General features: G+C 71.8%; 25 protein-coding genes and 2 pseudogenes. 14 read left to right on the top strand and 13 right to left on the bottom strand.

Features of this window, described 5'->3' with window-relative positions:
* Window positions 1-218 precede the first annotated feature (218 nt).
* The 6 genes from ACWEOZ_RS20000 to ACWEOZ_RS19975 are packed head-to-tail and all read left to right on the top strand — an operon-like array spanning window position 219 to window position 6,825.
* The gene (locus tag ACWEOZ_RS20000; protein ID WP_451912162.1) at window positions 219-1,406 is read left to right on the top strand and encodes an ROK family protein; all 1,188 of its coding nucleotides are present in this window, start codon (window positions 219-221) and stop codon (window positions 1,404-1,406) included.
* A 37-nt stretch (window positions 1,407-1,443) separates the two neighbouring features.
* Complete coding sequence (locus tag ACWEOZ_RS19995; RefSeq protein ID WP_451912161.1) at window positions 1,444-2,769, top strand: ABC transporter substrate-binding protein; 1,326 nt, start codon at window positions 1,444-1,446, stop codon at window positions 2,767-2,769.
* A 3-nt stretch (window positions 2,770-2,772) separates the two neighbouring features.
* Entirely contained in the window at window positions 2,773-3,690 is a 918-nt protein-coding gene (locus ACWEOZ_RS19990; protein ID WP_451912160.1) for a carbohydrate ABC transporter permease, read from the top strand.
* Entirely contained in the window at window positions 3,687-4,568 is an 882-nt protein-coding gene (locus tag ACWEOZ_RS19985; RefSeq protein WP_451912159.1) for a carbohydrate ABC transporter permease, read from the top strand. The genes ACWEOZ_RS19990 and ACWEOZ_RS19985 overlap by 4 nt, the downstream gene beginning before the upstream one ends.
* On the top strand, window positions 4,565-5,821 hold the full coding sequence (locus tag ACWEOZ_RS19980; protein WP_451912158.1) for a family 4 glycosyl hydrolase: 1,257 nt from the start codon (window positions 4,565-4,567) through the stop codon (window positions 5,819-5,821). The genes ACWEOZ_RS19985 and ACWEOZ_RS19980 overlap by 4 nt, the downstream gene beginning before the upstream one ends.
* Window positions 5,818-6,825, top strand: coding sequence for an N-acetylglucosamine kinase (locus tag ACWEOZ_RS19975; protein WP_451912157.1), 1,008 nt, complete (start codon window positions 5,818-5,820; stop codon window positions 6,823-6,825). The genes ACWEOZ_RS19980 and ACWEOZ_RS19975 overlap by 4 nt, the downstream gene beginning before the upstream one ends.
* 117 nt (window positions 6,826-6,942) lie before the next feature.
* On the opposite strand, the gene ACWEOZ_RS19970 is transcribed toward ACWEOZ_RS19975, so the two are convergent.
* The 5 genes and pseudogenes from ACWEOZ_RS19970 to ACWEOZ_RS19950 form a co-directional block, all read right to left on the bottom strand.
* Entirely contained in the window at window positions 6,943-8,034 is a 1,092-nt protein-coding gene (locus tag ACWEOZ_RS19970; protein ID WP_451912156.1) for a hypothetical protein, read from the bottom strand.
* 49 nt (window positions 8,035-8,083) lie between these two features.
* On the bottom strand, window positions 8,084-8,563 hold the full coding sequence (gene ispF / locus ACWEOZ_RS19965; RefSeq protein WP_451912245.1) for a 2-C-methyl-D-erythritol 2,4-cyclodiphosphate synthase: 480 nt from the start codon (window positions 8,561-8,563) through the stop codon (window positions 8,084-8,086).
* Between the two features lie 13 nt (window positions 8,564-8,576).
* A pseudogene (locus ACWEOZ_RS19960) lies at window positions 8,577-8,855 on the bottom strand (IspD/TarI family cytidylyltransferase); the annotation flags it as partial.
* A gap of 333 nt (window positions 8,856-9,188) precedes the next feature.
* Window positions 9,189-9,635, bottom strand: a pseudogene (locus ACWEOZ_RS19955) (IspD/TarI family cytidylyltransferase); the annotation flags it as partial.
* Between the two features lie 57 nt (window positions 9,636-9,692).
* Window positions 9,693-10,178, bottom strand: coding sequence for a CarD family transcriptional regulator (locus tag ACWEOZ_RS19950; RefSeq protein WP_026206027.1), 486 nt, complete (start codon window positions 10,176-10,178; stop codon window positions 9,693-9,695).
* Window positions 10,179-10,519: 341 nt separating this feature from the next.
* On the opposite strand from ACWEOZ_RS19950, the gene ACWEOZ_RS19945 reads away from it, so the two are divergent.
* On the top strand, window positions 10,520-11,284 hold the full coding sequence (locus ACWEOZ_RS19945; protein WP_451912155.1) for a hypothetical protein: 765 nt from the start codon (window positions 10,520-10,522) through the stop codon (window positions 11,282-11,284).
* 356 nt (window positions 11,285-11,640) lie between these two features.
* Here ACWEOZ_RS19945 and ACWEOZ_RS19940 read toward each other — a convergent pair whose 3' ends face one another.
* The 4 genes from ACWEOZ_RS19940 to ACWEOZ_RS19925 form a co-directional block, all read right to left on the bottom strand.
* Window positions 11,641-12,099 carry a DUF6023 family protein gene (locus ACWEOZ_RS19940; RefSeq protein ID WP_451912154.1) on the bottom strand — a complete coding sequence of 153 codons (459 nt, stop codon included), beginning with the start codon at window positions 12,097-12,099 and terminating at the stop codon, window positions 11,641-11,643.
* A 9-nt stretch (window positions 12,100-12,108) separates the two neighbouring features.
* A complete protein-coding gene (locus ACWEOZ_RS19935; RefSeq protein ID WP_451912244.1) occupies window positions 12,109-13,161 on the bottom strand; it encodes a type III polyketide synthase in 1,053 nt (350 codons plus the stop codon).
* A 63-nt stretch (window positions 13,162-13,224) separates the two neighbouring features.
* Window positions 13,225-14,385, bottom strand: a complete 1,161-nt coding sequence (locus ACWEOZ_RS19930) for an acyl-CoA dehydrogenase family protein (protein ID WP_451912153.1) — start codon at window positions 14,383-14,385, stop codon at window positions 13,225-13,227.
* Window positions 14,382-15,107 carry a methyltransferase domain-containing protein gene (locus ACWEOZ_RS19925; RefSeq protein WP_451912152.1) on the bottom strand — a complete coding sequence of 242 codons (726 nt, stop codon included), beginning with the start codon at window positions 15,105-15,107 and terminating at the stop codon, window positions 14,382-14,384. Before ACWEOZ_RS19925 ends, ACWEOZ_RS19930 begins: the two co-directional genes overlap by 4 nt.
* A 46-nt stretch (window positions 15,108-15,153) precedes the next feature.
* Between ACWEOZ_RS19925 and ACWEOZ_RS19920 the strand changes: the two genes are divergently transcribed.
* From ACWEOZ_RS19920 to ACWEOZ_RS19895, 6 genes are all read left to right on the top strand, one after another.
* On the top strand, window positions 15,154-15,990 hold the full coding sequence (locus ACWEOZ_RS19920) for a UbiA family prenyltransferase (protein WP_451912151.1): 837 nt from the start codon (window positions 15,154-15,156) through the stop codon (window positions 15,988-15,990).
* Between the two features lie 81 nt (window positions 15,991-16,071).
* A complete protein-coding gene (locus ACWEOZ_RS19915) occupies window positions 16,072-16,839 on the top strand; it encodes a hypothetical protein (protein ID WP_451912150.1) in 768 nt (255 codons plus the stop codon).
* Between the two features lie 39 nt (window positions 16,840-16,878).
* A complete protein-coding gene (gene radA / locus ACWEOZ_RS19910; protein WP_451912149.1) occupies window positions 16,879-18,300 on the top strand; it encodes a DNA repair protein RadA in 1,422 nt (473 codons plus the stop codon).
* Window positions 18,301-18,400: 100 nt separating this feature from the next.
* Window positions 18,401-19,585, top strand: coding sequence for a DNA integrity scanning diadenylate cyclase DisA (disA, locus tag ACWEOZ_RS19905; RefSeq protein WP_433722811.1), 1,185 nt, complete (start codon window positions 18,401-18,403; stop codon window positions 19,583-19,585).
* Window positions 19,586-19,598: 13 nt separating this feature from the next.
* Window positions 19,599-20,030, top strand: a complete 432-nt coding sequence (locus tag ACWEOZ_RS19900) for a DUF6924 domain-containing protein (protein WP_451912148.1) — start codon at window positions 19,599-19,601, stop codon at window positions 20,028-20,030.
* The gene (locus tag ACWEOZ_RS19895; RefSeq protein WP_451912147.1) at window positions 20,027-20,554 is read left to right on the top strand and encodes a GNAT family N-acetyltransferase; all 528 of its coding nucleotides are present in this window, start codon (window positions 20,027-20,029) and stop codon (window positions 20,552-20,554) included. The genes ACWEOZ_RS19900 and ACWEOZ_RS19895 overlap by 4 nt, the downstream gene beginning before the upstream one ends.
* 193 nt (window positions 20,555-20,747) lie before the next feature.
* Here ACWEOZ_RS19895 and ACWEOZ_RS19890 read toward each other — a convergent pair whose 3' ends face one another.
* The 3 genes from ACWEOZ_RS19890 to ACWEOZ_RS19880 form a co-directional block, all read right to left on the bottom strand.
* The gene (locus tag ACWEOZ_RS19890) at window positions 20,748-21,521 is read right to left on the bottom strand and encodes an adhesin (protein ID WP_451912146.1); all 774 of its coding nucleotides are present in this window, start codon (window positions 21,519-21,521) and stop codon (window positions 20,748-20,750) included.
* An 81-nt stretch (window positions 21,522-21,602) separates the two neighbouring features.
* A complete protein-coding gene (locus ACWEOZ_RS19885) occupies window positions 21,603-22,154 on the bottom strand; it encodes a peptide deformylase (RefSeq protein WP_451912145.1) in 552 nt (183 codons plus the stop codon).
* Window positions 22,151-22,654, bottom strand: a complete 504-nt coding sequence (locus ACWEOZ_RS19880) for a glycine cleavage system protein R (RefSeq protein WP_451912144.1) — start codon at window positions 22,652-22,654, stop codon at window positions 22,151-22,153. The genes ACWEOZ_RS19885 and ACWEOZ_RS19880 overlap by 4 nt, the downstream gene beginning before the upstream one ends.
* Before the next feature lie 25 nt (window positions 22,655-22,679).
* Here ACWEOZ_RS19880 and ACWEOZ_RS19875 point away from each other — a divergent pair, with 25 nt between their 5' ends.
* Window positions 22,680-23,582 carry an A/G-specific adenine glycosylase gene (locus ACWEOZ_RS19875; protein WP_451912143.1) on the top strand — a complete coding sequence of 301 codons (903 nt, stop codon included), beginning with the start codon at window positions 22,680-22,682 and terminating at the stop codon, window positions 23,580-23,582.
* A 19-nt stretch (window positions 23,583-23,601) separates the two neighbouring features.
* On the opposite strand, the gene ACWEOZ_RS19870 is transcribed toward ACWEOZ_RS19875, so the two are convergent.
* Complete coding sequence (locus ACWEOZ_RS19870; RefSeq protein ID WP_451912142.1) at window positions 23,602-24,171, bottom strand: DUF4291 domain-containing protein; 570 nt, start codon at window positions 24,169-24,171, stop codon at window positions 23,602-23,604.
* Between the last annotated feature and the right edge of the window lie 35 nt (window positions 24,172-24,206).

Genomic DNA, 24,206 nt, shown 5'->3' with positions numbered 1-24,206 from the left:
GGGGTGCCCGTCGCCGAGGCGATGACTGGTCACGCTAGGTCAGTTAAGTTGATTAATCAATCCCCGTCGATTAATCACTTTTGCCCGCTCCGGAGGCGATTCGCCGGGCAGACTTTCCCCACGGCAGGGACGCTCCGCGACGAAGTATTGACAGCTCATCAGCGACAGCCCTACGGTCCAGCTAATTGTTAGCTGGTTTGCCAATCCGAGGGGGCCCCGTGCCGCGACTGGCGGGATCGTCCAAGCTGCTGCGCGCCATGAACGAGAGCGCGGCGCTCGCCCACCTGCTCGAGCCGGGCCGGCTCACCCGGGCCGATCTGCGCCGGCTGACCGCACTCTCCACCCCGACCATCTCCGAGGTGCTGCGCCGGCTCACCGACGCCGGCCTGGTGACCGTCGTCGGCTACAACAGCGGGCGCCCGGGGCCGAACGCGGAGATCTATGCCGCCAATCCGGACGCAGCGTACGCCGCCGCCGTGTCGGTCCGCGACATCGGCGCCAGTGGGGCACCGTCGGTCGAGGCCGCGCTCTGCGACCTGACCGGCGCCGTCCGGGCCCGGATCGCGACCCCGGTCGACTTCCTGCAGACCGATCCCCGCACCGCCCTGGTGGACGTCGTGGCCGCACTGAGCGACGCAGCCGGCGTCCAGGCCGACCGGGTCCACCACGTGCAGCTCGGCGTACCCGGTTCGTACGACGTCGGCGCGGCGACGATCCGGCACGTGGACGTGCCGGGCCTCGGCCGGGCCGGCCTGGTCCCGGAGATCGCCGCGGCGCTGGGCACCCACGTCGGCGTCGACAACGACGTCAACCTGGCCGCGGTGGCCGAGCGCCGCCGGGGCGTGGCCCGCGAGGTCGACGGCTTCGCGCTGCTCTGGCTCGGCCAGGAAGGCCTCGGTCTGGCCATCGACATCGCCGGCACCCTGATCCGCGGCGCGCGCGGCGGTGCGGGCGAGATCGGCTACATGCCGCTCTACTCCCCGGACTCCACCCATCGCAAGGTCGACCTCCAGGACCTGTTCGGCGGCGCGGCCATCCTCGCCCTCGGCCAGGACCACGGCGTCTCCGGCGGCACCCCGTACGAGATCGTGGCCGCCGCGGCCGCCGCCCCGGACGCCTCCGGCGAGTTCTTCACCCACCTGGCCGACCGGATCGCGGTCGGCCTGGCCGCCGTGATCGCCGTGCTGGACCCCTCGCTGGTCGTGCTGGCCGGCCCGGTCGCCCAGGCCGGCGGTCAGACGCTGCTCACCGCGGTCAAGGGCGCCCTGCGCCGGGCCGCGCCGCTGGAGAGCACCATCGCCGTCACCACGATCGACGACGACGCGGTCCTGCTCGGCGCCCTCGACGCCGGGCTCACCGCCGTCCGCGAGGCGCTGATCGCCTCGATCCGCGACAACCAAGCCTGAACCCCCTGCTGCACCACCCCTGAGAGGACCCCTCGAAGTGAACAAGCGGATACCTCATGCCCAGAAATCGATCGTCGCCGCCGCTGCCGCTCTGCTGCTGACCGCCGCCTGCACCCCCGCGGTCAAGGAGCAGAAGATCGCCGACCCGGGTACGGAGGTGTCCGGCACGGTGGAGCTGTGGCACTTCTTCACCGAGCGCGAGGCCGCCGCCATCGACTCCGTGATCAAGGACTTCACCGCCGGCCACCCGAACATCAAGGTGACGGTGAAGCCGGGTCAGGACGACTCGAAGATGACCCAGGCCATCGGCGCCGGCAACGGGCCGGACATCGGGCTCTCGTACTCCACCGACATCGTGGGCAAGTTCTGCTCGTCCGGGGCCTGGGTGGACCTGGCGCCGTACATCAAGCGGGACAAGGTGGACCTGAACCGGCTGAACGAGACCACGCGCTCGTACACCGAGTTCGACGGCAAGCGTTGCGCCATGCCGTTCCTGGCCGACGCGTACGGCATCTACTACAACAAGGACATGTTCGCCAAGGCGGGCATCGCCGGGCCGCCCAAGACCCTCGACGAGCTCACCGAGGACGCCAAGAAACTCACCGTCAAGAACAAGGACGGCTCGCTGAAGACGGTCGGCTTCCTGCCGCTCTTCGACTTCTACGAGAACGCCGCCGCGCACCTGGCCCCGGCCGTCGGCGCCAAGTGGCTCACCCCGGACGGCAAGTCGGCGGTCGGCGCCGACCCGGCCTGGAAGACCCTGATGAACTGGCAGAAGAGCCTGGTCGACTGGTACGGCTACGAGAACCTGCAGAAGTTCCGGGCCGGCCTGGGTGACGAGTTCAGCGCGGACAACGCCTTCCACAAGGGTCAGGTGGCGATCAACGTCGACGCCGAGTACCGGCTGGCATTCCTCAAGGACCTGGCGCCCGACCTGAAGTACGGCGTCGCACCGATCCCGGTCAGCGACCCGGCCCGGTACGGCGGCGGCTACGTCACCGGCAACATCATGGGCATCTCGAAGAACGCCAAGAACCCCGAGGCGGCCTGGGAGCTCATCAAGTACCTGACCACCGACGACAAGGCCGTCGTCAAGCTGGCCAACTCGCTGAAGAACGTACCGACCACCACCGGCGCCGTCAGCGACCCCGGGCTGCAGGTCGAGCCCGAGTTCAAGACCTTCATGGACATCTTCGCCAACCCGAACTCGCTGACCTCGCCGCCGGCCGCGTCCGGGCCGGCGTACCAGGAGACCTTCGGCACCTTCGCCACGAACTGGCAGTCCGGCAAGGTCAAGGATCTGGACGCCGGGCTGGCCGACGCGGACAAGCAGATCAACAGCGTGATGACCCTGGGCGGCTGAGGGATGCGCCTGCGCCGGAACCTGACCGCGTGGTCGTTCCTCGCCCCCGCGCTGATCGGCATCGTGGTGTTCTTCATCTACCCGCTGCTCAGCGCCGTGTACTTCTCGTTCACCAAGTTCGACCTGCTCACCGTGCCCGAGTGGGTCGGGCTGGCGAACTATCGGCGGATGGGCGAGGACCCGTACCTGCTCCAGTCGATCCGCAACACGTTGTGGATGGTCGTGGTGTTCGTACCCGTCCGGATCATCAGCGCGATCGGGCTGTCCATGCTGCTGAGCCAGCTCAAGCGGGGAGCGGGCTTCTTCCGGACGATCTTCTACCTGCCGGCGCTGGCGCCCCCGGTGGCCGCCACCATCGCGTTCGTCTATCTGCTCAAGCCGGGCACGGGTCCGGTCAACAACTTCCTGGCCCGGATCGGCATCGAGGGACCGCTCTGGTTCAACTCGCCCGACTGGTCCAAGCCGTCGCTGGTGCTGCTCGGCCTCTGGGGCATCGGCGAAATCATGATCATCTTTCTGGCGGCGGTGCTGGGCGTCCCGGCCAGCCTCTACGAGGCGGCCGCGCTCGACGGCGCGAACGCCTGGCACCGCTTCCGCTACGTCACCCTGCCGACCATCCAGCCGGTGATCCTGTTCGCCACGGTCACCGGCGTGATCTACACGCTGCAGTACTTCGACCAGGCCGCGGTGGCCGGGTCCATCGCCAGCGGGCAGGCCGTGACCGGCGGCGGCATCTCGTCGTCGTTCGGCTTCCCCGAGGGCTCCACGTTCACCTATCCGCTCTGGCTCTACACGGTCGGCTTCCGCTACAACGCGCTCGGCTACGCCAACGCGATGGCTGTCGCGCTCTTCGTGGTCGCCCTGTCCGTGACGGTCATCCTGCTGCGCCGCTCCAAGGCCTTCTCCGGGGAGGAACAATGACGGCTCTGCTGGAACGACCGGCCGCGGCCGCGCCGCCCACCATCCGACAGGTACGGCGTCAGCACCGGCTGGCGTGGATAGCCCGGCACAGCATCGCGATCGTGCTGGCCATCATGTTCCTGACCCCGGTGGTCTACCTGTTCCTGATCTCGGTGATGACCAGTGACCAGGCGCTGACCAGCGACTACTGGCCCAACACGTGGCACTTCGAGAACTACGTACGGGTCTTCGAGATCACCCCGCTGCCGCGCTACCTGCTCAACACCGTCATCTACGCGGTGTCCGCCACAGCGCTGATGCTGCTGTCCAGCGTGCCCGCGGCGTACGCCCTGGCCAAGCTCAGGTTCCGCGGCCGCAACGTCATGTTCCTGACCGTGCTCTGCGTGATGATGCTGCCCCCGCAGGTCGTGACCGTCCCGCTCTACCTGATGTGGGCCCGGTACGGCCTGACCGGCTCGCTCGCCCCGCTGATCATCCCGATGCTGTTCGGCGACGCGTTCTGCATCTTCCTGCTGCGCCAGTTCCTGCTCACCATCCCGACCGACTACCTGGACGCGGCCCGGGTCGACGGCTGCGGCGAGTGGCGCACCCTGCTGCGGGTCGTGGTGCCGATGGCCCGGCCGGGGATCGCGGCGGCCGCGCTGTTCCAGTTCTTCTACGCCTGGAACGACTACTACGGCCCGCTGCTCTACACCAGCGAGAACGAGCACGCCTGGACGCTGTCGCTGGGCCTCGCCTCGTTCCACGGTGTCCATCACGTCGACTGGAACCTGGTCACCGCGGCCACCGTGCTGGCCATGGTCCCGATCGTCGTCGTGTTCTTCTTCGCCCAGAAGGCATTCGTCCAGGGCGTCACACTCACGGGAGTCAAAGGGTGAAGATCGCTGTCGTCGGCGGCGGGTCGACGTACACGCCGGAGCTGGTGGACGGGTTCGCCCGGCTCGGCACCATGGTGTCGGAGCTGGTGCTGATCGACCCCGCGCGGGAACGGCTCGACATCGTCGGCGCGTTCTCGGCCCGGATCTTCCAGCACTACGGCCACTTGGGGAAGGTCACCTGGACCACCGATCTGGACGCCGGGGTCACCGATGCCGACGTCGCGGTCATCCAGTTGCGGGTCGGCGGACAGGCGGCCCGGATCAGCGACGAGACGTTCCCGCTGGACTGCGGCTGCGTGGGCCAGGAGACCACCGGCGCGGGCGGGCTCGGCAAGGCGCTGCGTACGGTGCCGGTGGTGCTCGACGTGGCCGCCCGGATCCGGGCCCGGGCCAGGCCGGACGCGTGGATCGTCGACTTCACCAACCCGGTCGGCATCGTCACCAGAGCCCTGCTCGACGACGGCCACAGAGCGGTCGGCCTGTGCAACGTGGCGATCGGCTTCCAGCGCCGCTTCGCCCGGATGCTCGACGTGGAACCGGCCGCGGTGGTCCTGGACCACGTCGGCCTGAACCACCTGACCTGGGAACGCGCCGCGTACGTGGACGGCGTCGACCGGCTCCCGGAACTGCTGGCGGCCCACCTGGACGAGCTGGCCGACGAGGTGGACCTGCCGGCGGAAGTGCTGACCACGCTGGGCAACGTGCCGAGCTACTACCTCAGCTACTTCTACGCGCATGACCGGCATGTCCGGCAGTCCCGCGGAGCCCCGACCCGGGGCCAGCGCGTCGCGGAGATCGAGGCGACGCTGATGGAGATGTACCGCGACCCGGCCCTGGTCGAGAAGCCGGCCCTGCTCGGCGAACGCGGCGGCGCCTACTACTCCGAAGCCGCGGTCGGTCTGATCGCCGCCCTGCACGGCCACGACCCGGACGGCGTCCACTCGGTCAACATCCGCAACAACGGCACGCTGCCGTTCCTGCCGGACCAGGCGGTGATCGAGGTGTCGGCCCGGGTGGGCCACGCCGGCCCGGTGCCGCTCCCGGTCACCCCCCTGGCCCCGGACCTGGCCGGTCTGGTCGCGCACGTCTCCGGGTACGAGGAACTGGCGCTGGACGCAGCGGTACGCGGCGGCCGCAACCGGGTCTACCGTGCCCTGCTCGCCCACCCCCTGATCGGCCAGCACGAGGACGCCGAAGCGCTGACCGGCAAGCTGCTCGCCGCGGGTGCGCAGCACCTGGCCTGGGCTCGATGAAGCCGCTGTACCTGGCCGTGGACGGCGGCAACTCCAAGACGGACGTCGTCCTCGGCACGGCGGAGGGCGAGATCCTCGGCTTCGTCCGAGGACCGACCAGCTCCCCGCACATCCTCGGACTGACCGGCACGATCGAGGTGCTGCGGGACCTTGTCGCCGCGGCCCGCACCGACGCCGGACTGGCCCCGGGAACGCCGATCGACCTGGCCGCGGTCTACCTGGCCGGCGCCGACCTGCCGATCGAGGTCCAGCGCCTGCACACGGCGATCGAAGCGCAGTCCTGGACCGCACGGACGATCGTGGACAACGACTGCTTCGCCCTCATGCGGGCGGGCACCTCGATGCCGGACGCGATCGCGGTCGTCTGCGGCGCGGGCACGAACTGCGTGGGCCGGGCCGCCGACGGACGCACGGCAAGGTTCCTGGCCCTGGGCCCGATCTCGGGAGACTGGGGCGGCGGCCACGACCTGGCCGACCACACCCTGCGCATGGCCGCCCGAGGCGAAGACGGCCGCGGCGACGAGACGTCCCTGTCGCCGGCGGTCGCGAACCACTTCGGCTACTCGACTGTGGAGGAGGTGAGCATCGCCCTGCACCTGGGCGAGCTGAACCCGGTCCGGGTGCGCGAGCTGACGCCGCTGTTGTTCAAGGTCGCCACCGAGGGGGATCGGGTGGCCGGGCAGCTGGTCGATCGTCAGGTGACGGAGATCCTGGCCCAGCATCGGGTGGCGGCCAACCGGCTCGGGCTGCTGGACGAACCGCACGCGCTGGTACTGGGCGGCGGGGTCCTGCGGGCGCAGCATCCGGTCCTGCATGACCAGGTGGTCCGGGGAGCGGTGGCGCAAGCCCCCCAGGTACGGGTCGGCGTCCTGGACACGCCGCCGGCTGTGGGGGCGGCGCTGCTGGCCCTGGACGCCCTCGGCGCCGCCGGCCGAGCCGAAACAGCAGTACGCACAGCCCTCGCCACCACCGAACCCGGCGGCGCGATGCCGGCCGCCGCCTGACACCGCAGCCTGACGGGCGTCCCGCATCAGGCCGACCTCACCCGCATCAAGCCGCCCCAACTCGCATCAGCCTGACCTCACCTGCGTCGGGCCGACCTCACCTGTATCAGATCGCCCTTATCGGCGTTGGGTCAGGACGGCGAGCTCGGCGGCGGCAGCGACGAGCATCGCGATGACCAACGGGATGACGCCGCCGAACACCGCGAAGGCCACCAGGCCCAGCGGTGCCAGCGCCGTCGCATAGACCGCGGTGACCAGCCGGCCCGAGCCGCGGATCTCCCCGAGCGCAACCCCGATCGGGACCGGCAGAGCACGCGTCAGCCAGACGGCGACGGCCACCACGACCACCACACCGATGACCCCGCCCCACATCCGGGCCACGCCGGTGCTGGCGGTGGTCATCACCGCGGCGAGCACAGCGGCGATCAGCACGCCGTTGCTGCCGTACAGCACGGCCTGCCGGAACGTGTCCGCGACCAGCGCCGAGCGGTCCAGCACCGGCCCGGCCGGCCGGATGACCGGAGGCGGCGGCGGGGCCGGCACCTCCTCGGCGACCGGCTCCGGAACGGGCAGGGCGGCGTCGGCCAGGCTCTCGAGGGCCAGCGCCCACCGGCGGCGTTCCAGCCGGACCACGCCGACGTCCTGCTGCGCGTCGCCGATCGTGGCGTCGAGGTCGAGGGCTTCCCCGTACGCCCGCTGCGCCAGGTCGAACAACCGCAGCCGGGCCGCCACCACCGCCAGCACCAGGTGCGCTTCGGCGTCGGTCGGGGTGAGCCGTACCCCGTTCCACGCGGCATTGAGCGCGTCCTGGCCGTTGCGCGCCTCACTCAGCAGGGCCGCCCCGGTGCGCTGCGCGTACGGGTCAGCCGGCCAGGCCGCCAGGACGGCCGCCGCCACCTCGGCCGCCTCGCCGAACCGCCGCTCGTCGGCCAACGCCATCGCCCGCGCGACCAGCGGTCCCACCGTCCCGGGGGCGGCCGCGACGGCCCGGTCTGCGGCAGCCAGCGCATCCACCGGCTGCGCCGCGGCCAGGTGCACCCGCGCCAACGTGGTCAGCAGCGCGGCGTCATCAGGCGCGGCGGCCAGTCCACTGGCGATCTCCCCGACCGCCTCGTCGTAGCGGCCGAGGTCAGCCATCAGGAGGGCCCGCTGCCGGTACTCCTCAGGGGTGGTTTCCGGCTCGGACTGGGACGTGGGCTCGCTCGACACCCATCGAGCGTAGGTCTTCCACCGCGAGATCACCCTGCCCGGGGCGGCCTCAGACCGAATAGATCAGCGCGGTGGCGACAGCAGCGAGCCCTTCACCACGCCCGGTGAGCCCGAGCCCGTCGGTGGTGGTGCCGGAGACGGTGACCGGCGCACCGACCGCCGCGGAAAGCACCTGCTGGGCCTCCTCGCGACGCTTACCGATCTTCGGCCTGTTCCCGATGACCTGAATCGACACGTTGCCGACCGCGTAGCCATGCTCGGCCAGCCGCCGAACGGTCTCGGCCAGCAACGTCACCCCGGCGGCGCCGGCCCACTCAGGCTCGGCGGTGCCGAAGTTGCTGCCGAGATCACCGAGCCCGGCGGCGCTGAGCAGCGCATCACAGGCGGCGTGGGCGGCGACATCAGCGTCGGAATGCCCGGCCAGCCCGGACTCACCGGGCCACATGAGGCCGGCCACCCAGCAGACCCGCCCCGGATCGAAGGCGTGCACATCAGTACCGATCCCGACACGCTGACCGGGCGGGCTCACAGAAGTCACCGCGTCAGGCTACGTGCAGCAGCGCCTCGGCGATCACCAGGTCCAGCGGACGGGTGATCTTCATGGCGAGCTCGGACCCGTGAACGCAGGTGACCGGAACGCCGGCCTTCTCGACCATCCCGGCATCGTCGGTATGCGCGCCGAGCCCGGCAGCATGCGCGGCAGCAAGCACATCCCGCCGAAACCCCTGCGGCGTCTGCACACTCCGCAAAACAGACCGATCAACCGTCCCGAGCACAACCTCAACCGGCGTGGGAGCGGGGGCGAGGCTGACGGGACCGGCTATTGCGCGGTCGGGGTCGGCATCCACCGCACGACCCGAATCCGCCGGGTCGGCAGAATCGGCCGGGTCGGTAGGACCAGCCGGGTCCGCTCGATCCGCCGAGACCGCGAGGTCCGCAGAGTGGGCGCCGCCCGCGGGGTCGGCGCGATCCGCGGGGTGGGCGAGGCCCGCAGCGTGGGCGCGATCCGCGGGGTGGGCGAGGCCCGCAGCGTGGACGCCGCCCGCGAGGTCAGCACGACCCGCGGGGTGGGCGACATCCGCCTGGTCAGCCGGATCGGCAGGGCCGACGGATCCGAGGTCGGCGCGTGCAGCAAGATCAACGGGGTCGACGAGCCCGACCTCTTTGATGGTGTCGACCACCGGCAGAACCGGGATCACCGCCGGCCGCCCACTTCGAACCGCAGCCGCGACCGACTCGATCAGCTCCGGCGGCGTAAGAGCTCGCGCCGCGTCGTGCACCAGCACGATCCCGATGTCCTCCGGCACGACTGCCAGTGCCGCCGCCACCGAATCCTGCCGTTCGGCGCCGCCCGCGACCACGGTCACCGCGGCGACCGGGGCGAGCAGCGCGCGGACCGCGTCGAGCTCAGCGGCCGGGGCGGCCACGACGATCAGGCGCACCGACGGGGCTGCCGCGATGCGCCTGACCGTGTGAACGAGAAGGGGCTCCCCGGCGAGCAGGCGCAGGGCCTTCGGCCCGCCCGGGCCCAGGCGCAGACCTGCACCGGCGGCCGGAACGAGGACCGCGACGTCACCGCGAGCGTTGAGCTGCGCGGTCACGTCGCGGTCCTGTTCGGCTGCTGTCACCGTGGGGGTGGTGCTGAGGTGGTGGGAACGTCAGGCCTCGGTGAGCACCTTGTCGAGGAGGACTTCCGCCTCGTCCTTGGTGCTCTTCTCGGCGAGGGCCACCTCACCGACGAGGATGTCGCGGGCCTTGGCGAGCATGCGCTTCTCCCCAGCCGAGAGACCACGCTCGCGCTCACGACGCCAGAGGTCGCGGACGACCTCGGCGACCTTCAGCGGGTTGCCGCTGGCGAGCTTCTCGAGATTGGCCTTGTAACGCCGCGACCAGTTGGTCGGCTCCTCGGTGTGCGGTGCGCGGAGGACGTCGAAGACCTTGCCCAGGCCCTCCTCGCCGACCACTTCGCGCACGCCGACGATCTCGGCGTTCTCAGCGGGCACCCGGACAGTAAGGTCGCCCTGGGCGACTCGCAGAACGAGATATTGCTTCGGCTCGCCCTTGATGACCCTAGTCTCGATTGCCTCGATGAGTGCGGCCCCGTGGTGGGGGTAAACAACGGTCTCGCCGACACTGAAAACCATAGGTTCGAAACCCCTTTCGCTGTGTCTAGGGTAACACGCTCAGGCAGCGATGTCCCACCCTGGCCGTGACTGTTAGTGCAGCTCAGAGGCCCTGTGAGCCGTCTTTCTACCGCTTGACATGCGGGCGAAGAGCTGCCTCAGTAACGGAGGGTGACTACGTCGTGACCACTTGACTCAGCGAGTCGGATATTCCGGACCTGAAGCGTTTGCGAGGTCAAGCTTATCGCTAGCGACCGGAACCGCCCACCACTGGCGGTCGAGGGCGTGCTTGGGGGAGGCTGGACGCAGGTCCCCGGCCACGCGAGACTCGTCGGCAGGGGGGAGGGTGAATCGTGGGCAGTATGAGCGACAACGGCGGCAACTGGCCGCCCGATGGCGGCTCCCCTGACGGTCTGCCGGACCTCCCCGAGGAGTGGGGCGTCATCGTCATCCCGGATGACCTCTCCGAGCTGTCCGAGGAGGTCAGCGCCGTCCAGGCCGAGCTGCACCGGTCGCTGGAACGCACCCGCTGGCAGCGCTTCACCGACCGTCCCGGCATGCGCGTCCTCCGCCGGGTCGGCGCTGCCTGCCTGCGCGCCCCGGTCCTGATCATCTCGATGGCCGTCCTGGTCACTGTGGCCAGCCTGTTCGCCTCGGCCTGGCCCGGGCCGTCCCGTTCACCGGCCACCCAGCGCACGGCCACCACGACCGACGACCGCGGTGACACCCTGCCCGCCCTGGAGTTGATGGGCGGCGACGGCAAGACCGTACCGTTGCGGGCCCAGTTGCCGGCGGTCGTGCTGCTCACCGACGGTTGCGACTGCGCCGGCCTGGTGGCCGACACCACCGCCGCGGCGCCGCCCGGGATCGCCGTGGTGACGGTCGTCGCCGGTGCCGCCGCCGGGCAGACCGGTGGCGCCCCGCCGACGAACGCCACGCCCCAGACTCAGCCCAAGTCGGCCCGCGCACTGCGTGACCCCACCGGGGAGCTCCGCGCGGGGCTCCACCTCGGCACCCCCGACGGCACCGCGGCGGTCCTGCTGGTCAACCGCGGGGGTGAAATCGTCCGCAAGATCGCTCGGACCTTCTCGATCGAGGACTTCCGCCCCGACCTCGCCCGGCTCTGACGCTCCGTGACAAGCGATCCGCCCGGGGGCTTCGACCGGCGGAATGAGGCCGGCACGATCGACCGGTAAGTGACGCTTGTCATGAGCCGCAGCAAATGCGAGACGGAAAGCTTCCGAGGCGGCCCAGCCCCGCGACCGGCCGACTCCCGCGGACAGGCCAGCCCAGGCAAGAGCTCATCCCGCGACAGCTGAACCCGCGCGAAGACCAGCCCAGTCCGCGACACGCGGTCAACCGGCGAACGGCCAGCCCACTAATGGCCCAGCCCTCGCGACAGGATCAGCCCCGCGAAACGGACGGGAGTGGGACCTCCACGCGAAACGCACCAGCCCGCGAGACGGCCGGTTCGTGAAACGAGTCAGTAGGAGCGGGTCCGGATGACGCGCCAGCGGAAGACCGCGGCGCCTCGGGTCTCTGCCGACACTGCCATGAAGAGGTCGTCCGCCAGACCGACCGTCAGCTCCACCGGCTCCGGCTCCTTCGCCGAGCACGGCACCGCCCGCCCCGAGTCCTCACCCGTCGCGCTCAGCCGTACCCGGACCTGGCCGTCGCCCACGCACAGCATCGCCAGCGCGTACGCGCCGCCGACCACCGACGTGTTGAGTTCCTTGCGCCCGCCCGCGGCCAGCACCATCGTCTCGGCGCCGGCCTGCCGGGGCAGGTCGGGCAGCAGCCGTTCGACCGTGGCCCGGCCGGCCACCACCGCGGGGTCCTCTCCCACCTCCGGGGCCGCGCGCACGAACCACACACCCCCGGCCAGGAGCAGGACCAGGGCGAACGCGTAGAGCGTTGCGCCCGCAACCCGGTCCTCTCGCACCCGACAACCCTAGGGCGTGTCGAGCAGGACGCCATAGAGCGTGAGACCCGGCCCGAACGCCAGCATCACGATCCGGCGCGGCGGCTGCGGCCTGCGCCGCAGCGCGTCCAGGACCAGCAATACCGTCGGGGACGAGCAATTCCCGTACGTGGCCAGCACCTCCCGGGACGCCGTCATCGCCTCGGTTGTCAGACCGAGCTGTTCCTGCACCACGTCGAGGATCTTCGGGCCGCCGGGGTGCACCGCCCAGCCGTCCACGTCCTCGATCGTCAGGTTGTTGCGGGTCAGCAGGTCGTCGACCATGGCGCGGACGTGCAGCGCCAGGACGTCGGGGACCTGCGGTGACAGGCCCATGCGGAAGCCGAGGTCGGTGACGTCCCAGGTCATGTGGCCGGCCGTGGTGGTGTCCGTGAGCGCGGCGACGTCGCTGACGACGTACCCTCCGGGTCTGCTCTCCGGGGTGAGCACGACGGCGGCCGCGGCGTCCGAGAAGAGCGCGTGCGACACGATCTGCTGGATGTCCGCCCGCGAGTCCGGGGGCTGGATGTGCAGGCTGGTCAGCTCGGCGCAGAGCAGCAGCGCCGGAAGGCCGCGGGCCGCGACGTAGTCGCCGGCCGTGCCGAGGCCCGGCAGCGCGGCGTAGCAGCCCATGTGCCCGACGAAGAGCCGCTGCAACGACGGCGCCATCCCCATGTCGCGGGCCAGCAGGATGTCCAGGCCGGGCGTCGCGTAGCCGGTGCAGGAACAGACAGCGAGCATGCCCAGCTCGTCGGCGGCGACACCCGCTTCGGTGAGGGCCCGGCCGACCGCCTCCTTGGCCAGGGGCATGGCCTCCACCTGGTAGCGGCGCATCCGGCGCTCGGTGGACCAGCCGGAGACGTCCTCCAGCAGCGGGCTGACCGCCGCCTGCCGCGTGCGTACCCCGGAGTTGGCGAAGATCCGCTTCGCCAGTCCGCGGCGGCCGCCCGTGTAGTGCTGCGAGAAGAAGCCCTCCCACAGGTCGTCCTGTGCCGCTGCCGGCGGCAATGCCGTACCCAGGCCGGCGATCACTGCCTGACCGATTCTTTTCACTTGTGCCTCCCCAGGCCGAACCCCGCCGACTGGTGCTTTACCCGCGAAAAGCGTTCACCACCGCGGGGCGGAGCCTTGCGAGTCCGGATCACCGCCCAAGGCCTCGACGCCGAGCCAGTCCGCGCACACGTCGGAGGTCGCGGGCTGCAGTGATCCGGCCCGGGCGTCGCGGTAGAGGCGTTCGAGCGGGTGCCCGCGCCGCATCGCCGAGGTGCCCGCCGCCTCCAGCATCGAGGCGGCCACCTCCGCCGCCGTCGTGCCGGCCAGCAGCTTGGCCCGCCACACCCAGCGGTTGGTCTCCGCCTCGCCCGGCTCCTCGTCGACCCGGCGGGCGGCCTCCATGACGGCCAGGTGCGCGGCCGCGACAGCCGCGTCCGCGCGCCCGATCCGCGCCCGTACGGCCGGCAGGTGCCCGAGCCCCCGGGCGGTGACGTGCTCGACCGCCGCGTCCACCGCCGCCCGGGCCACCCCCACGTAGACGGCCGCGTAGCTGGCCACCATCCAGTGCGGGGCCAGCTGGGCGACCACGAGCGCCAGCCCCTCCACCCCGCCGAGCAGGGCTGTGGCGGGGACGGTGACGTCGATGTGCACGTCGTTGGAGCCGGTCGCCCGCATGCCCAGCGCGTCCCAGGTCCGCTCGACGGTCAGGCCCTCACCCGGCGGGACCAGGAACTGGGAGACCTTGTCCGGGTCGGCCACGCTGCGGGCCGCCACCAGGTACGCGTCCGCGTGCCCCGCGCCCGAGCAGAACGTCTTGGCGCCCTTGATGTGGAAACCCTCGTCGGTCTCCTCGTAACTCGTGGTCATCTGTGAGAGCCGGGACCCGGCGCCGCGTTCGCTCATCGCCACCGCGTACCAGCTGCCCTCGGCGGCCGCGCGCAGATAGCGGTCGCGGGCCTCCAGTGCCTCGGGTGGCAGGCCCAGCGCTTCGGCCAGCTCGTTGGTGACGCCGCCGAGCGCGCCGGTGACCGAGGCGTGCATGTTGAAGATGAGCGCCGTGGCACCGTTGCCCCGGGCCAGCTCGTAGGCGACCGCCGCGTAGTCGGCGAAGCCCGCTCCGGCGCCGCCCAGCCGCTCGGGCACCATCAGCCCGAACATGCCGGAGCGGCGCAGGTCGGCGAAGTCGTCCGCCGGGAACACACCCTCCCGGTCGTGCTCCGCGGCCCGGGCCGCGAACCGCGGCGCCAGCCTGCGCGCCTCCTCGACAGTCGTCATGCCATCTCCCCCTGTTTACGGCCCATGCCCTGGTAGACCACTGCGGTGGAACGGGTCGGGATCATCCGGCCCAGCGGACCCGCCGTGGGACCGGTGGGCAGGAACAGCCACCGGATCAGCCCGGCCACGCTCGGACGCAGTCCGCGGACCAGCAGCTGGACGCCGTGCTTGGCGCATTCCATGGTCAGCTCGCCCGGATCGACGAACAGGTCCGGATCGTGCAGGCCGACCGGCGCCACGCCGAAGCGCTCGCCGAGGGTGACCGTCAGGAACCGGCCGGCCCAGGTGCCGTTGACCGTGTCCAGCACCAGCAGCCCGCCCGGCCGCAGCACCCGGCACAGCTCGGCCACCGCGGCCTGCAGGTCGGTGACGTGTTCGAGGATCTCGCCGGCCACCACCACGTCGGCCGAGCCGTCCGCCAGCGGCAACGCGGTGATGTCGCCGGTCACCGGGGTCACCCCCCGGGCCGCGGACTGCTCCAGCCCGGCGCGGCGCAGATCGACGCCGACATGCCGGTAGCCGAGCCGCTCGACGTGCGGGGCCAGCAGGCCGCCGCCGCATCCCGCGTCGACCAGGATCGCCGCCGGGCGCTGCGCGGGCGGCACCAGCGCGCCGCGGGCCCGGGCCAGCCAGTGCAGGATCTCGAAGCCTCCACCGGGCCGCCACCACTCGCCGGCCAGGTCGTCGTACTGACGAGGATCATTGCGGGGCAGCGGGGGCATGTGATCGAGCGTGGCACGAGTGGGTCACAACCACCACACTGCTTTCATGTTCCGACCCGTCGCTCTGCTCAAGGCCTCCCATCCCGAACCGGGCGGAGCCGTCACGCTGGCCATGACTCTGCTCGCCGTCGGGGTGGGGCATCGGGGCTGGAGCGTGCTCGGCGTCGCCGCCGCCATCGGGGCCACCCAGCTCTCGGTGGGCTGGGTGAACGACTGGCTGGACGCCGATCGGGACCGGGTGGCCGGGCGGACCGACAAACCTGTGGCCTCCGGGGTGGTCTCCCGCCGTACCGTGGGAGTCGCGGGCCTGGTCGCCTCGCTGGCCATCCCCCTGCTCGGGCTGCCCTTCGGGGCAGCTGCCGCGATCTGCGTCACGCTGGTCGGGATCTTCGCGCTGCTCTACGACTGGCCGCTCAAGTCCACCCCGCTGTCCGTCCTGCCGTATCTGGTGGCTTTCGGGCTGATGCCCGCCTTCGTGGTGCTCGCCCTGCCCGGGCATCCCTGGCCGCCGGCCTGGCTGGTCGCCGCCGGCGCGCTGCTCGGCGGCGGGGCGCACTTCGCCAACGTGCTGCCCGACCTCGCCGACGACGCCGCGACTGGCGTCGTCGGGCTGCCGCACCGCCTCGGCGCGACCGGATCCCAGTTCGCGGCGGCGGGTCTGCTGCTGGCCGCGACCCTCACCCTGGTCTTCGGACCGGACGGGCCGCCGTCGTGGCCGGGCCTCGCGGTCGCCGCGGCCGCCGTCGTGGTCCTGCCGCTGGGCTGGTACGCGGGTCAGCAGGCCCTCCGCCGTGGCACCCGGCAGGTCGCCATGTTTCGATCGGTCATCGTGGTGGCACTCCTGGACGTCGTGCTGCTCGTGTTCAGCGGCCGGGTGGTGTGAATGGACGGGTCGCCGTACGCGCCGGATCCACGCCCTCTAGGCTGATCCGCGGAGCATTCTCGAGTTTCTTGGAGGACTGTGATGCGCTCGCCGGGAACCCGCCGCGCCGCTGTGGCCACGGGTGTCGCCACGCTGGCCGCCATCGCACTCGCCGGCTGCAGCGCCGGCCAGGTCGCCGAGACCTCTGTCAAGAACCCGTCGGTCTACGGCGTGAACTCACAGAACTCCGATGCCTCGGTCTACATCCGCAACCTCGCGGTCGCGTACGACGGCACCACCGGTTACCCGGCCGGTGCCACCGCACCCCTGCAGCTGGGCCTCTACAACCAGACCCGGCAGGCCATCACCGTCCTGATCAGCAGCCAGCCGGCCACCGCCGCCACGGAGAAGGACGCCGTCGTCTCCGCGCGGTCCGTCGGCCTCGTCGGCGGCGCCTCGACCGCCCCCTCCGCGCCGTCGACGGCCATCCCGGAGCCGTCCGGCAGCCGGCCCTCGGACACCGAGGACGACCAGAACAGCAACCAGATCCCCAGCCCGGACCCGAGCACCAACCCGAGCCCGGGCGAGGCGCCCTCGACCGCGCCCACCCCGGCGGGGGCCACGGCGCGGCCGGCCCGGATCGAGATCGGACCGCTCGGCGCGGCCACCTTCCTGCCCGCGGACGCCGAGAAGCTGCAGGCCATCGGCCTGAGCGGCAAGCTCGTCCCGGGTCAGTCGATCAACCTGGTGTTCGAGTTCAGCAACGGCGCGCAGCCGCTGGTCCTGCAGGCGCCGATGGCCATCCCGCTGAGCCCGGCGTCGCGGGCGCCCGGCCTCGCTCCCGAGGAGAATCTCGGCGAAGGGGAGTAAGTCCCCGCTTTGTCATACCGGCGGGCTAGCGTGACTGGTGTGACGACTTCCCGCACTCCGTCCCGCGCCCGCTCTGAGCCGCGGCCTGCCTATCAGTGCGACGCGTGCGGGCACCAGCCGCCCAAGTGGCTGGGCCGCTGCCCCGAGTGCAACGAGTGGGGCTCGATCATCGAGTCCACCTTGACCGGTCCCGTGGTGTCCGGCCGGGTGGTCAGTTCGCGGATGCCGTCCGAGCCGGCCCGTCCCATCAAGACCATCAGTGCCGCCCCGGCCAAGGCCGTGCCCAGCGGCGTGAGCGAGCTCGACCGGGTGCTCGGCGGCGGTCTGGTGCCGGGCGCGGTGGTGCTGCTGGCCGGCGAGCCCGGCGTCGGCAAGTCGACCCTGCTGCTCGACGTCGCCCAGCAGTGGGCCGCCGGCACCAACACCCCCTCGCTGGTGGTCAGCGGCGAGGAGTCGGTCAGCCAGGTGCGGCTGCGCGCCGAGCGGCTCGGCGCGCTGCACGACAATCTCTATCTCGCCTCCGAGAGCGACCTCGGCGCGGTCCTCGGCCACCTCGACGCGGTCAAGCCCGGCCTGCTGATCATCGACTCGGTGCAGACCATCTCCGCCCCGGGCACCGAGGGCGTGCCCGGCGGTGTCACCCAGGTCCGCGCCGTCACCGCGGCGCTGGTGAGCATCGCCAAGGAGCGCGGGGTGGCCACCGTGCTGGTCGGGCACGTCACCAAGGACGGCTCGGTCGCCGGGCCGCGGGTGCTCGAGCACCTGGTCGACGTGGTGCTGCACTTCGAGGGCGACAAGCACTCGTCGCTGCGCCTGGTCCGCGGCGTGAAGAACCGCTACGGCCCGGCCGACGAGGTGGGCTGCTTCGAGATGCACGAGACCGGCATCGTCAGCCTCGCCGACCCGTCCGGGCTGTTCCTCACCCGCTACAACGAGCCGGTCCCGGGCACCTGCGTCACCGTGGCGATGGAGGGCCGCCGGGCGATGGTCACCGAGGTGCAGGCCTTGATCGGCGCCCAGGTGCAGGGCTCGCCCCGGCGCACCGTCTCCGGGCTCGACAGCGCCCGGCTGGCCATGGTGCTGGCGGTGCTGCAGCGCCGGATGGAAAAGATCAAGCTGCATGACCGGGAGGTCTTCGCGGCCACCGTCGGCGGCATCCGGGTCACCGAGCCGTCGGCCGACCTGGCGATGGCCCTGGCGGTGGCCTCCGGCGCGCTCAACCTGGCGATGGCCCCGCACCTGGTGGCGATCGGCGAGGTCGGGCTGACCGGCGAGGTCCGCCGGGTCGGCGCGATCGGGCGGCGGCTGGCCGAGGCGGCCCGGCTGGGCTTCCGGTTCGCTCTGGTCCCACCCGGGTACGGCACCGGCGAGGGCGACAGCCCACCCAAGGGCATGCGCGTCGTCGAGGTGGGCGACCTGCAGACCGCGGTGCAGTGGGCAGCCCGGGCGTCCGCCGAATGAGCCGCGCCGCACGCTCACCGGCAGTGACCGTCGATCACGCTCTGGAGCCCCGGCCGAACCGCGGCTCGTTGACCTGGATACGAGTCCGTAGAATGTACAGGTGCCGCTCGACCGCGATGCCTCATCAAACCGCCATGCCAATGGCGCTGCTGCCGGCGTCAACGGTTCGGCAGCCCGTCCGATGACCCCGACGACGCCCGGCCTGACCGGCGGTGGAGTCAGCGGAGATCCGCTGCGCGCCAACCTCGCCCTGATGGCTCCGGGCACCGCCCTGCGCGACGGCCTCGAGCGCATCCTGCGCGGCCGCACCGGCGCGCTGATCGTGCTCGGTTACGACGCGGTGGTCGAGCAGATCTGCACCGGCGGTTTCCCGCTCGACGTGGAGTTCTCCGCGACCCGCCTGCGCGAGCTGTGCAAGATGGACGGCGCGGTGGTGCTCTCCAGCGACGGCACCCGCATCGTCCGGGCCGCCGTGCACCTGATGCCCGACCCGGGCATCCACTCCGAGGAGTCGGGCACCCGGCACCGCACCGCCGAGCGGGTCGCCAAGCAGTCCGGCTTCCCGGTGATCTCGGTCAGCCAGTCGATGCACATCATCGGGCTGTATGTGAACGGCCAGCGGCACGTTCTGGACGACTCCGCGGCCATCCTGTCGCGCGCCAACCAGGCCCTGGCCACCCTCGAGCGCTACAAGCTGCGCCTCGACGAGGTCTCCGGCACGCTCTCCGCGCTGGAGATCGAAGACCTGGTCACCGTCCGCGACGCGGTGGCGGTCGTGCAGCGCCTCGAAATGGTCCGCCGCATCGCCGACGAGATCTCCGGCTACGTGGTCGAGCTGGGCACCGACGGCCGCCTGCTGGCCCTGCAGCTCGACGAGCTGATGGCCGGCGTCGACTCCGACCGCACGCTGGTCATCCGGGACTACCTGCCGACCGGGCGCAAGGCCCGCACGCTGGACGAGGCCCTGGTCGAGCTCGACCTGCTGACCGCCACCGAGATGATCGACCTGGTCGCGGTGGCCAAGGCGATCGGCTACGCGGGCGCCTCCGACGCCCTGGACGCGGCCGTGAGCCCCCGCGGCTTCCGCCTGCTGGCCAAGGTGCCCCGCCTGCCGGCCCAGATCGTCGAGCGTCTCGTCGACCACTTCGGCAGCCTGCAACGCCTGCTCGGCGCCACGGTCGAAGACCTGCAGGCGGTGGAAGGGGTGGGCGACGCGCGCGCCCGCGGAGTCCGCGAGGGCCTGTCCCGCCTGGCCGAGGCCTCGATCCTCGAGCGTTACGTCTAGGCTTCGCTTCACCATGACTGCTATCCCCACACCCCTGCCCGCGCCCAACGACCTGACCTCCCTGGTCCTGCGCGCGGACTTCAGCGACGATGCGGCCTGGGACGAGCTGCGGGCAGTGATGCGCAGCGAGGGAGCCCACCGCAGCGCCACCTACGTCAGCGACCCGGCGTACGCGGGGGTGACGATCCAGAACCTGGTGGAGGCGGACGCCGCCGCGAGCGAGGACGACAAGCTGGCTTACCTGTTCCTGGCCGACCAGGTCGCCCTGACCGACGACGAGCACCCGCTGCTCGCGATCGACCTCGCCGAGGAGCCGGGCCGGACATTCCGGGTACGGCCGGCGTCGTTCACGGACGTCTCGGCCAACCTGGCTATCGGCAACATGGACTTCGCCGATTTCGCGGACGACACCGACGACACCGGCACGTACCACGGCTCCGAATGAGCGCCGACCAGCCGACAGTGCGCTTCGTACGCCTGCCACCCCCGGTCCTCGAAGCACTGCTGGCCGGCGACCTGGCGGCTGCCAGCACGGCGACCGGCATCCCGCTCACGAAGTGGTTCCTCAGCGATGAGGTGACCTGGCTCTGGCGCCTGCGCCTCGACCAGATCGCCGGGGACCCGACGTCCGCCGACTGGATCGTCCGCGCGGCTGTCTCCGTGCCCGACGGTGTGGTGGTGGGGGCGGGCGGCTTCCACGGGCCGCCGGACAGCGCCGGCATGGTCGAGATCGGCTACAGCACGGACCCGGCTCACCGCAGGCGCGGATATGCGAAGGCCATGGTGACCGAGCTGCTGCGCTGGGCGGCTGCCGAGGAGTCGGTGGTGACTGTGCGGGCGAGCATCAGCCCGCAGAACGTCGCCTCGCTGGCGACCATCGCGGGGTTCGGCTTCGAGCACGTCGGCGAGCAGTGGGACGAAGAGGACGGCACGGAGTTCCTCTACGAGCGCCCGGCCCGGCCGGCATAGCCCGGCCACGGGCCTGGCTTCTCACCAGCTCCCGGCTCACTCCAGTCGCTCAACGCGTGGTAATTCGACCGCGCCCGCGCCTGCGACCCGCCGGCACAACCCGTTCGAAAACCTGACCGGCAAGCCTGGTGTGAACCTCGTGCGGGTGAGAAGTCAGGCGCCGCAGAGCGACGGACCTACCCGACGCGCTCGGTCAGGCGTTGATGGTGATGGTGACCGGGGCGCTGACCTTGGCGCCCAGCCGGAAACGCAGCTCGTAGACGCCCGCGGCCGGGGCCGTGCCCGTGGCCAGTCCGCCCGCGCACTTGTTGGCCTGCTTGCCGTTCCAGGTCACGTTGTATTCGCGTTCCCCGCTCGGCGGGAATGTGCGGACCTCGGAGCCCTTGACGGTGCTGCAGGTGTCCGAGGACCAGACCCGGCCGGCGCCCTGGCCGAGGTAGAGCTCCTGGAGGTCCGGGCCCACGTCGCGGGTGCACGTACGGGCCGAGATGTTCTTGATCTTGAGGCGGACGGCCAGCGGGGCACCACGGCGGACCGTGGTCACGGCTGGGATCGGCGTCAGGGACATCTCCGCGTCGGTGCACACGCCACCGGCCGCCGCCACGTTCGTGTCGGTCGTGCCGCCCTGCACACCGCCCTGGGTGCCGTCGCCCGGGTTGGCGCCGGTGCCGGCCGACGGGTTGGCGCCCGCGCCGCTGGCGGTCAGCTCGCCCGGGTCCGGCAGCGACGGGTTGCCCGCGCCCGGCCCGGGGTCGGTGAAGGACGGCTCTTCCTCGGGGGTGTTCGACGCCGAGGAAGGCGTGAGCGGCGCCTGCGAGGAAGCGCCCTTGCCGCGATTGCTGTCCTTGTCGTCCCCGCCGGAGCAGGACACGAACAGCACGATGACGCCGAGCAGCAGTGCTCCGAGCACCACAGCGCGACGCCGCCAGTACACGGCGGAAGGAAGGGGACCGACCGTCGAACGCATGATGGGTGCACGGTATCCCCGCGAAGGGGGCATGACTGCCGCGACGCGCCGATAATGCGACACCGTCTCGCGCGCTGATCGTTAGAGATAGACCTTGCGCTGGTAGACGGCGTGCGCACCGGCGACCCGGTCGAGGAAGAGTTTTCCGGCGCAGTGGTCGATCTCGTGTTGCAGCGCCCGCGCCTCGAACGCGTCCGTGGTCAGCCGCACCGGCTCACCCGTACCCGGAAGGACGGCCTCGACCACCACCCGGCCGGCGCGTTTCACGTCGCCGGTCAGATCCGGCACGGACATGCAGCCCTCCCGGCCCGGCCGCCACCGGCTCGCCTCGACGACCCGGGCGTTGCACAGCACGAACGTGCCGTGCGCGGTCACCGTCTTCGGGTGCTCGGTCACGTCCACGACGAACACCTGGGCACCCACCCCGACCTGGGGCGCGGCCAGGCCCACGCAGCCCGGCGAGACCCGCATGGTGGCGACCAGGTCCGCGGCGAGCTGCACGACCGCCGGGTCGGCCGGGTCGACCTCGGCGCCGACGCTGCTGAGCACGCCGGCCGGGGCGGTGACCACGGGCAGCACCTTGCCCTCGACGCCGAGCACGTCGGGTTTCCAGTCGGCCAGGGCGTCGCTCACAGGACGTCCGACTCGGCCCGTCGCAGGGTCACCTCGACGCCCAGCTCCTGCGCGGCCACGGCGAGGCGGGCGGCCAGGTCGTCGCCGGCGCCCGGCGGCAGGTCGACCTCGGCGATCAGGACGTAGAGCGGTCCGGTCAGGCGGGTGGTGAGGTCGGTGATGTTGCCGCCGGCGGCGGCGACCACCCGGGTGACGGCCGCGACGATCCCGAGCCGGTCGGCCCCGTGCACGCTGACCAGGTACGGCTCCCCCGCCGCGTCCGTGTCCGCCTCGGGAGCAACCGCCCGGACGGCCGCCAGCAGCCCGCTCAGCGGGGCCAGCGCCTTCTCCACATCGTCGGCGGCGGCGCCGGTGCAGATCAGGGTCATCGCGAAGTGTCCGCGCAACCGGGTCATGGTGGAGTCGGACAGGTTGGCCCCGACCCCGGCGAGTGCCTCGGAGACGTCGGCGACGATGCCGGTCCGGTCAGGACCGATGACGGTGATGGCAAGCTCGTTCACTCCGGCATCCTAAGCTGGTGCGGTTATGACGCTCGCCGACTCGGTCATCAAGTGGTACGACGCCAACGCCCGCGACCTGCCCTGGCGGGTCCCCGGCACCAGCGCCTGGGCGGTGCTGGTCAGCGAGGTGATGCTGCAACAGACACCGGTGGTCCGGGTGACCCCGGCCTGGCAGGCGTGGATGACACGCTGGCCGGAACCGGCGGCCCTGGCCGAGGATCCCCCGTCCGAGGCCATCCGGATGTGGGGCCGGCTGGGCTATCCGCGCCGGGCGATGCGGCTGCACGCGTGCGCGGTGGCCATCGTGGAACGCCACGGCGGGCAGGTGCCCGACGACCTGGAGCAGCTGCTGGCGCTGCCCGGCGTGGGGATGTACACGGCCCGGGCGGTGGCGACCTTCGCGTACGGGCAACGCCACCCGGTGGTGGACACCAACGTCCGCCGGGTCGTGTCCCGGGCGGTCGCCGGTGACCCGGACGCCGGGCCGACCACGACGACGGCTGACCTGGCCGCGATGGCGGAGCTGCTGCCGACCGAGCCGGCCCACGCGGCCCGGGCGAGCATCGCCTTCATGGAGCTGGGGGCGCTGATCTGCACGGCCCGCTCACCGCGCTGCCCGGACTGCCCGTTCGAGGCGGTGTGCGCGTGGCGGCAGAGCGGGGCGCCGGCGCCGGCGGGTCCGACCCGGCGGCCGCAGAAGTACGCGGGCACCGACCGGCAGGTCCGGGGACTGCTGCTGGAGGTGCTGCGGCACGCGACCGGGCCGGTGCCCCGGCAGCGGCTGGACGCGGTCTGGGCGGACGAGGTGCAGCGGGCGCGGGCCCTGTCCGGGCTGGTCACGGACGGGCTGGTCGAGCCGCTGGACTCCGACGCGGACCGCTTCGTGCTGGCCGGCGACCATCCACCCCGCTTCCCACCCCTGACCTAGCCCCGCACGGTCGGCCTGGTCACGCCGCGATGGCGGTCGCCAGGTCGGCCGGGAGCGGGTAGGGCCGCTCCGGCGGCAGCAGAGCCGGGTCGCGGGTGGACTGCACGCGATGGGCCAGGTCGGTCACGTCCCGGATCGAGACCGTCCACTCGTCCACGTACCGGGGGACGGCCTCGCCGCCCAGGCCGAGCTGCAGCGAGCGGTACGGCAGCGCACCGAGCTGCATCGTCCGCTCCGGGTCCCACTGCACGCGCACGGGACTTCGCCGCAACCGCCGCGCCCACTCGTCGTGCGTCTCGCCGCCGCTCTCGTAGTGGCTGATGCACGCGTGCGCCAGCGCCCACTCGAACCCGGCCCGGGTGATCTCCACGGCGAGGACGCGTTCCTGACCGGGCTTCGCGCCCCAGCCGCAGCGGTACATCATCCACAGGAACGACGGCTTGATCCACGTCATCCGGTCCCGCTTGAACGGCGCCACGAAGCGGCCGGCGCGCACGGCCGGCTCGGCAATGCTCGCGGAGTACGCCTGGTAGACGGTGATCGTGTCGGCCGTGTGGACCGCTCGGATCTGCCGTTGAGGTACCTGCATGCGGTTGATGATCGGCCGGGGCGCCGTACCGCGGC

It is taken from the genome of Actinoplanes sp. NPDC004185, from assembly GCF_053603475.1.
The sequence above is the reverse complement of the archived record's forward strand: the minus strand, read 5'-3'. Positions and strand labels throughout refer to the sequence as shown.

What these genes read in the sequence shown, in the direction of transcription:
- ACWEOZ_RS19870 (WP_451912142.1), bottom strand. Translation starts at nt 24,171, where the DNA reads ATGCAGGTACCTCAACGGCAGATCCGAGCGGTCCACACGGCCGACACG.
- ACWEOZ_RS19950 (WP_026206027.1), bottom strand. Translation starts at nt 10,178, where the DNA reads ATGGTTTTCAGTGTCGGCGAGACCGTTGTTTACCCCCACCACGGGGCC.
- ACWEOZ_RS19930 (WP_451912153.1), bottom strand. Translation starts at nt 14,385, where the DNA reads ATGACGACTGTCGAGGAGGCGCGCAGGCTGGCGCCGCGGTTCGCGGCC.
- ACWEOZ_RS19985 (WP_451912159.1), top strand. Translation starts at nt 3,687, where the DNA reads ATGACGGCTCTGCTGGAACGACCGGCCGCGGCCGCGCCGCCCACCATC.
- ACWEOZ_RS19895 (WP_451912147.1), top strand. Translation starts at nt 20,027, where the DNA reads ATGAGCGCCGACCAGCCGACAGTGCGCTTCGTACGCCTGCCACCCCCG.
- ACWEOZ_RS19900 (WP_451912148.1), top strand. Translation starts at nt 19,599, where the DNA reads ATGACTGCTATCCCCACACCCCTGCCCGCGCCCAACGACCTGACCTCC.
- ACWEOZ_RS19890 (WP_451912146.1), bottom strand. Translation starts at nt 21,521, where the DNA reads ATGCGTTCGACGGTCGGTCCCCTTCCTTCCGCCGTGTACTGGCGGCGT.
- ACWEOZ_RS19990 (WP_451912160.1), top strand. Translation starts at nt 2,773, where the DNA reads ATGCGCCTGCGCCGGAACCTGACCGCGTGGTCGTTCCTCGCCCCCGCG.
- ACWEOZ_RS19975 (WP_451912157.1), top strand. Translation starts at nt 5,818, where the DNA reads ATGAAGCCGCTGTACCTGGCCGTGGACGGCGGCAACTCCAAGACGGAC.
- ACWEOZ_RS19915 (WP_451912150.1), top strand. Translation starts at nt 16,072, where the DNA reads ATGCGCTCGCCGGGAACCCGCCGCGCCGCTGTGGCCACGGGTGTCGCC.
- ACWEOZ_RS19925 (WP_451912152.1), bottom strand. Translation starts at nt 15,107, where the DNA reads ATGCCCCCGCTGCCCCGCAATGATCCTCGTCAGTACGACGACCTGGCC.
- ACWEOZ_RS19875 (WP_451912143.1), top strand. Translation starts at nt 22,680, where the DNA reads ATGACGCTCGCCGACTCGGTCATCAAGTGGTACGACGCCAACGCCCGC.
- ACWEOZ_RS19920 (WP_451912151.1), top strand. Translation starts at nt 15,154, where the DNA reads ATGTTCCGACCCGTCGCTCTGCTCAAGGCCTCCCATCCCGAACCGGGC.
- ACWEOZ_RS19945 (WP_451912155.1), top strand. Translation starts at nt 10,520, where the DNA reads ATGAGCGACAACGGCGGCAACTGGCCGCCCGATGGCGGCTCCCCTGAC.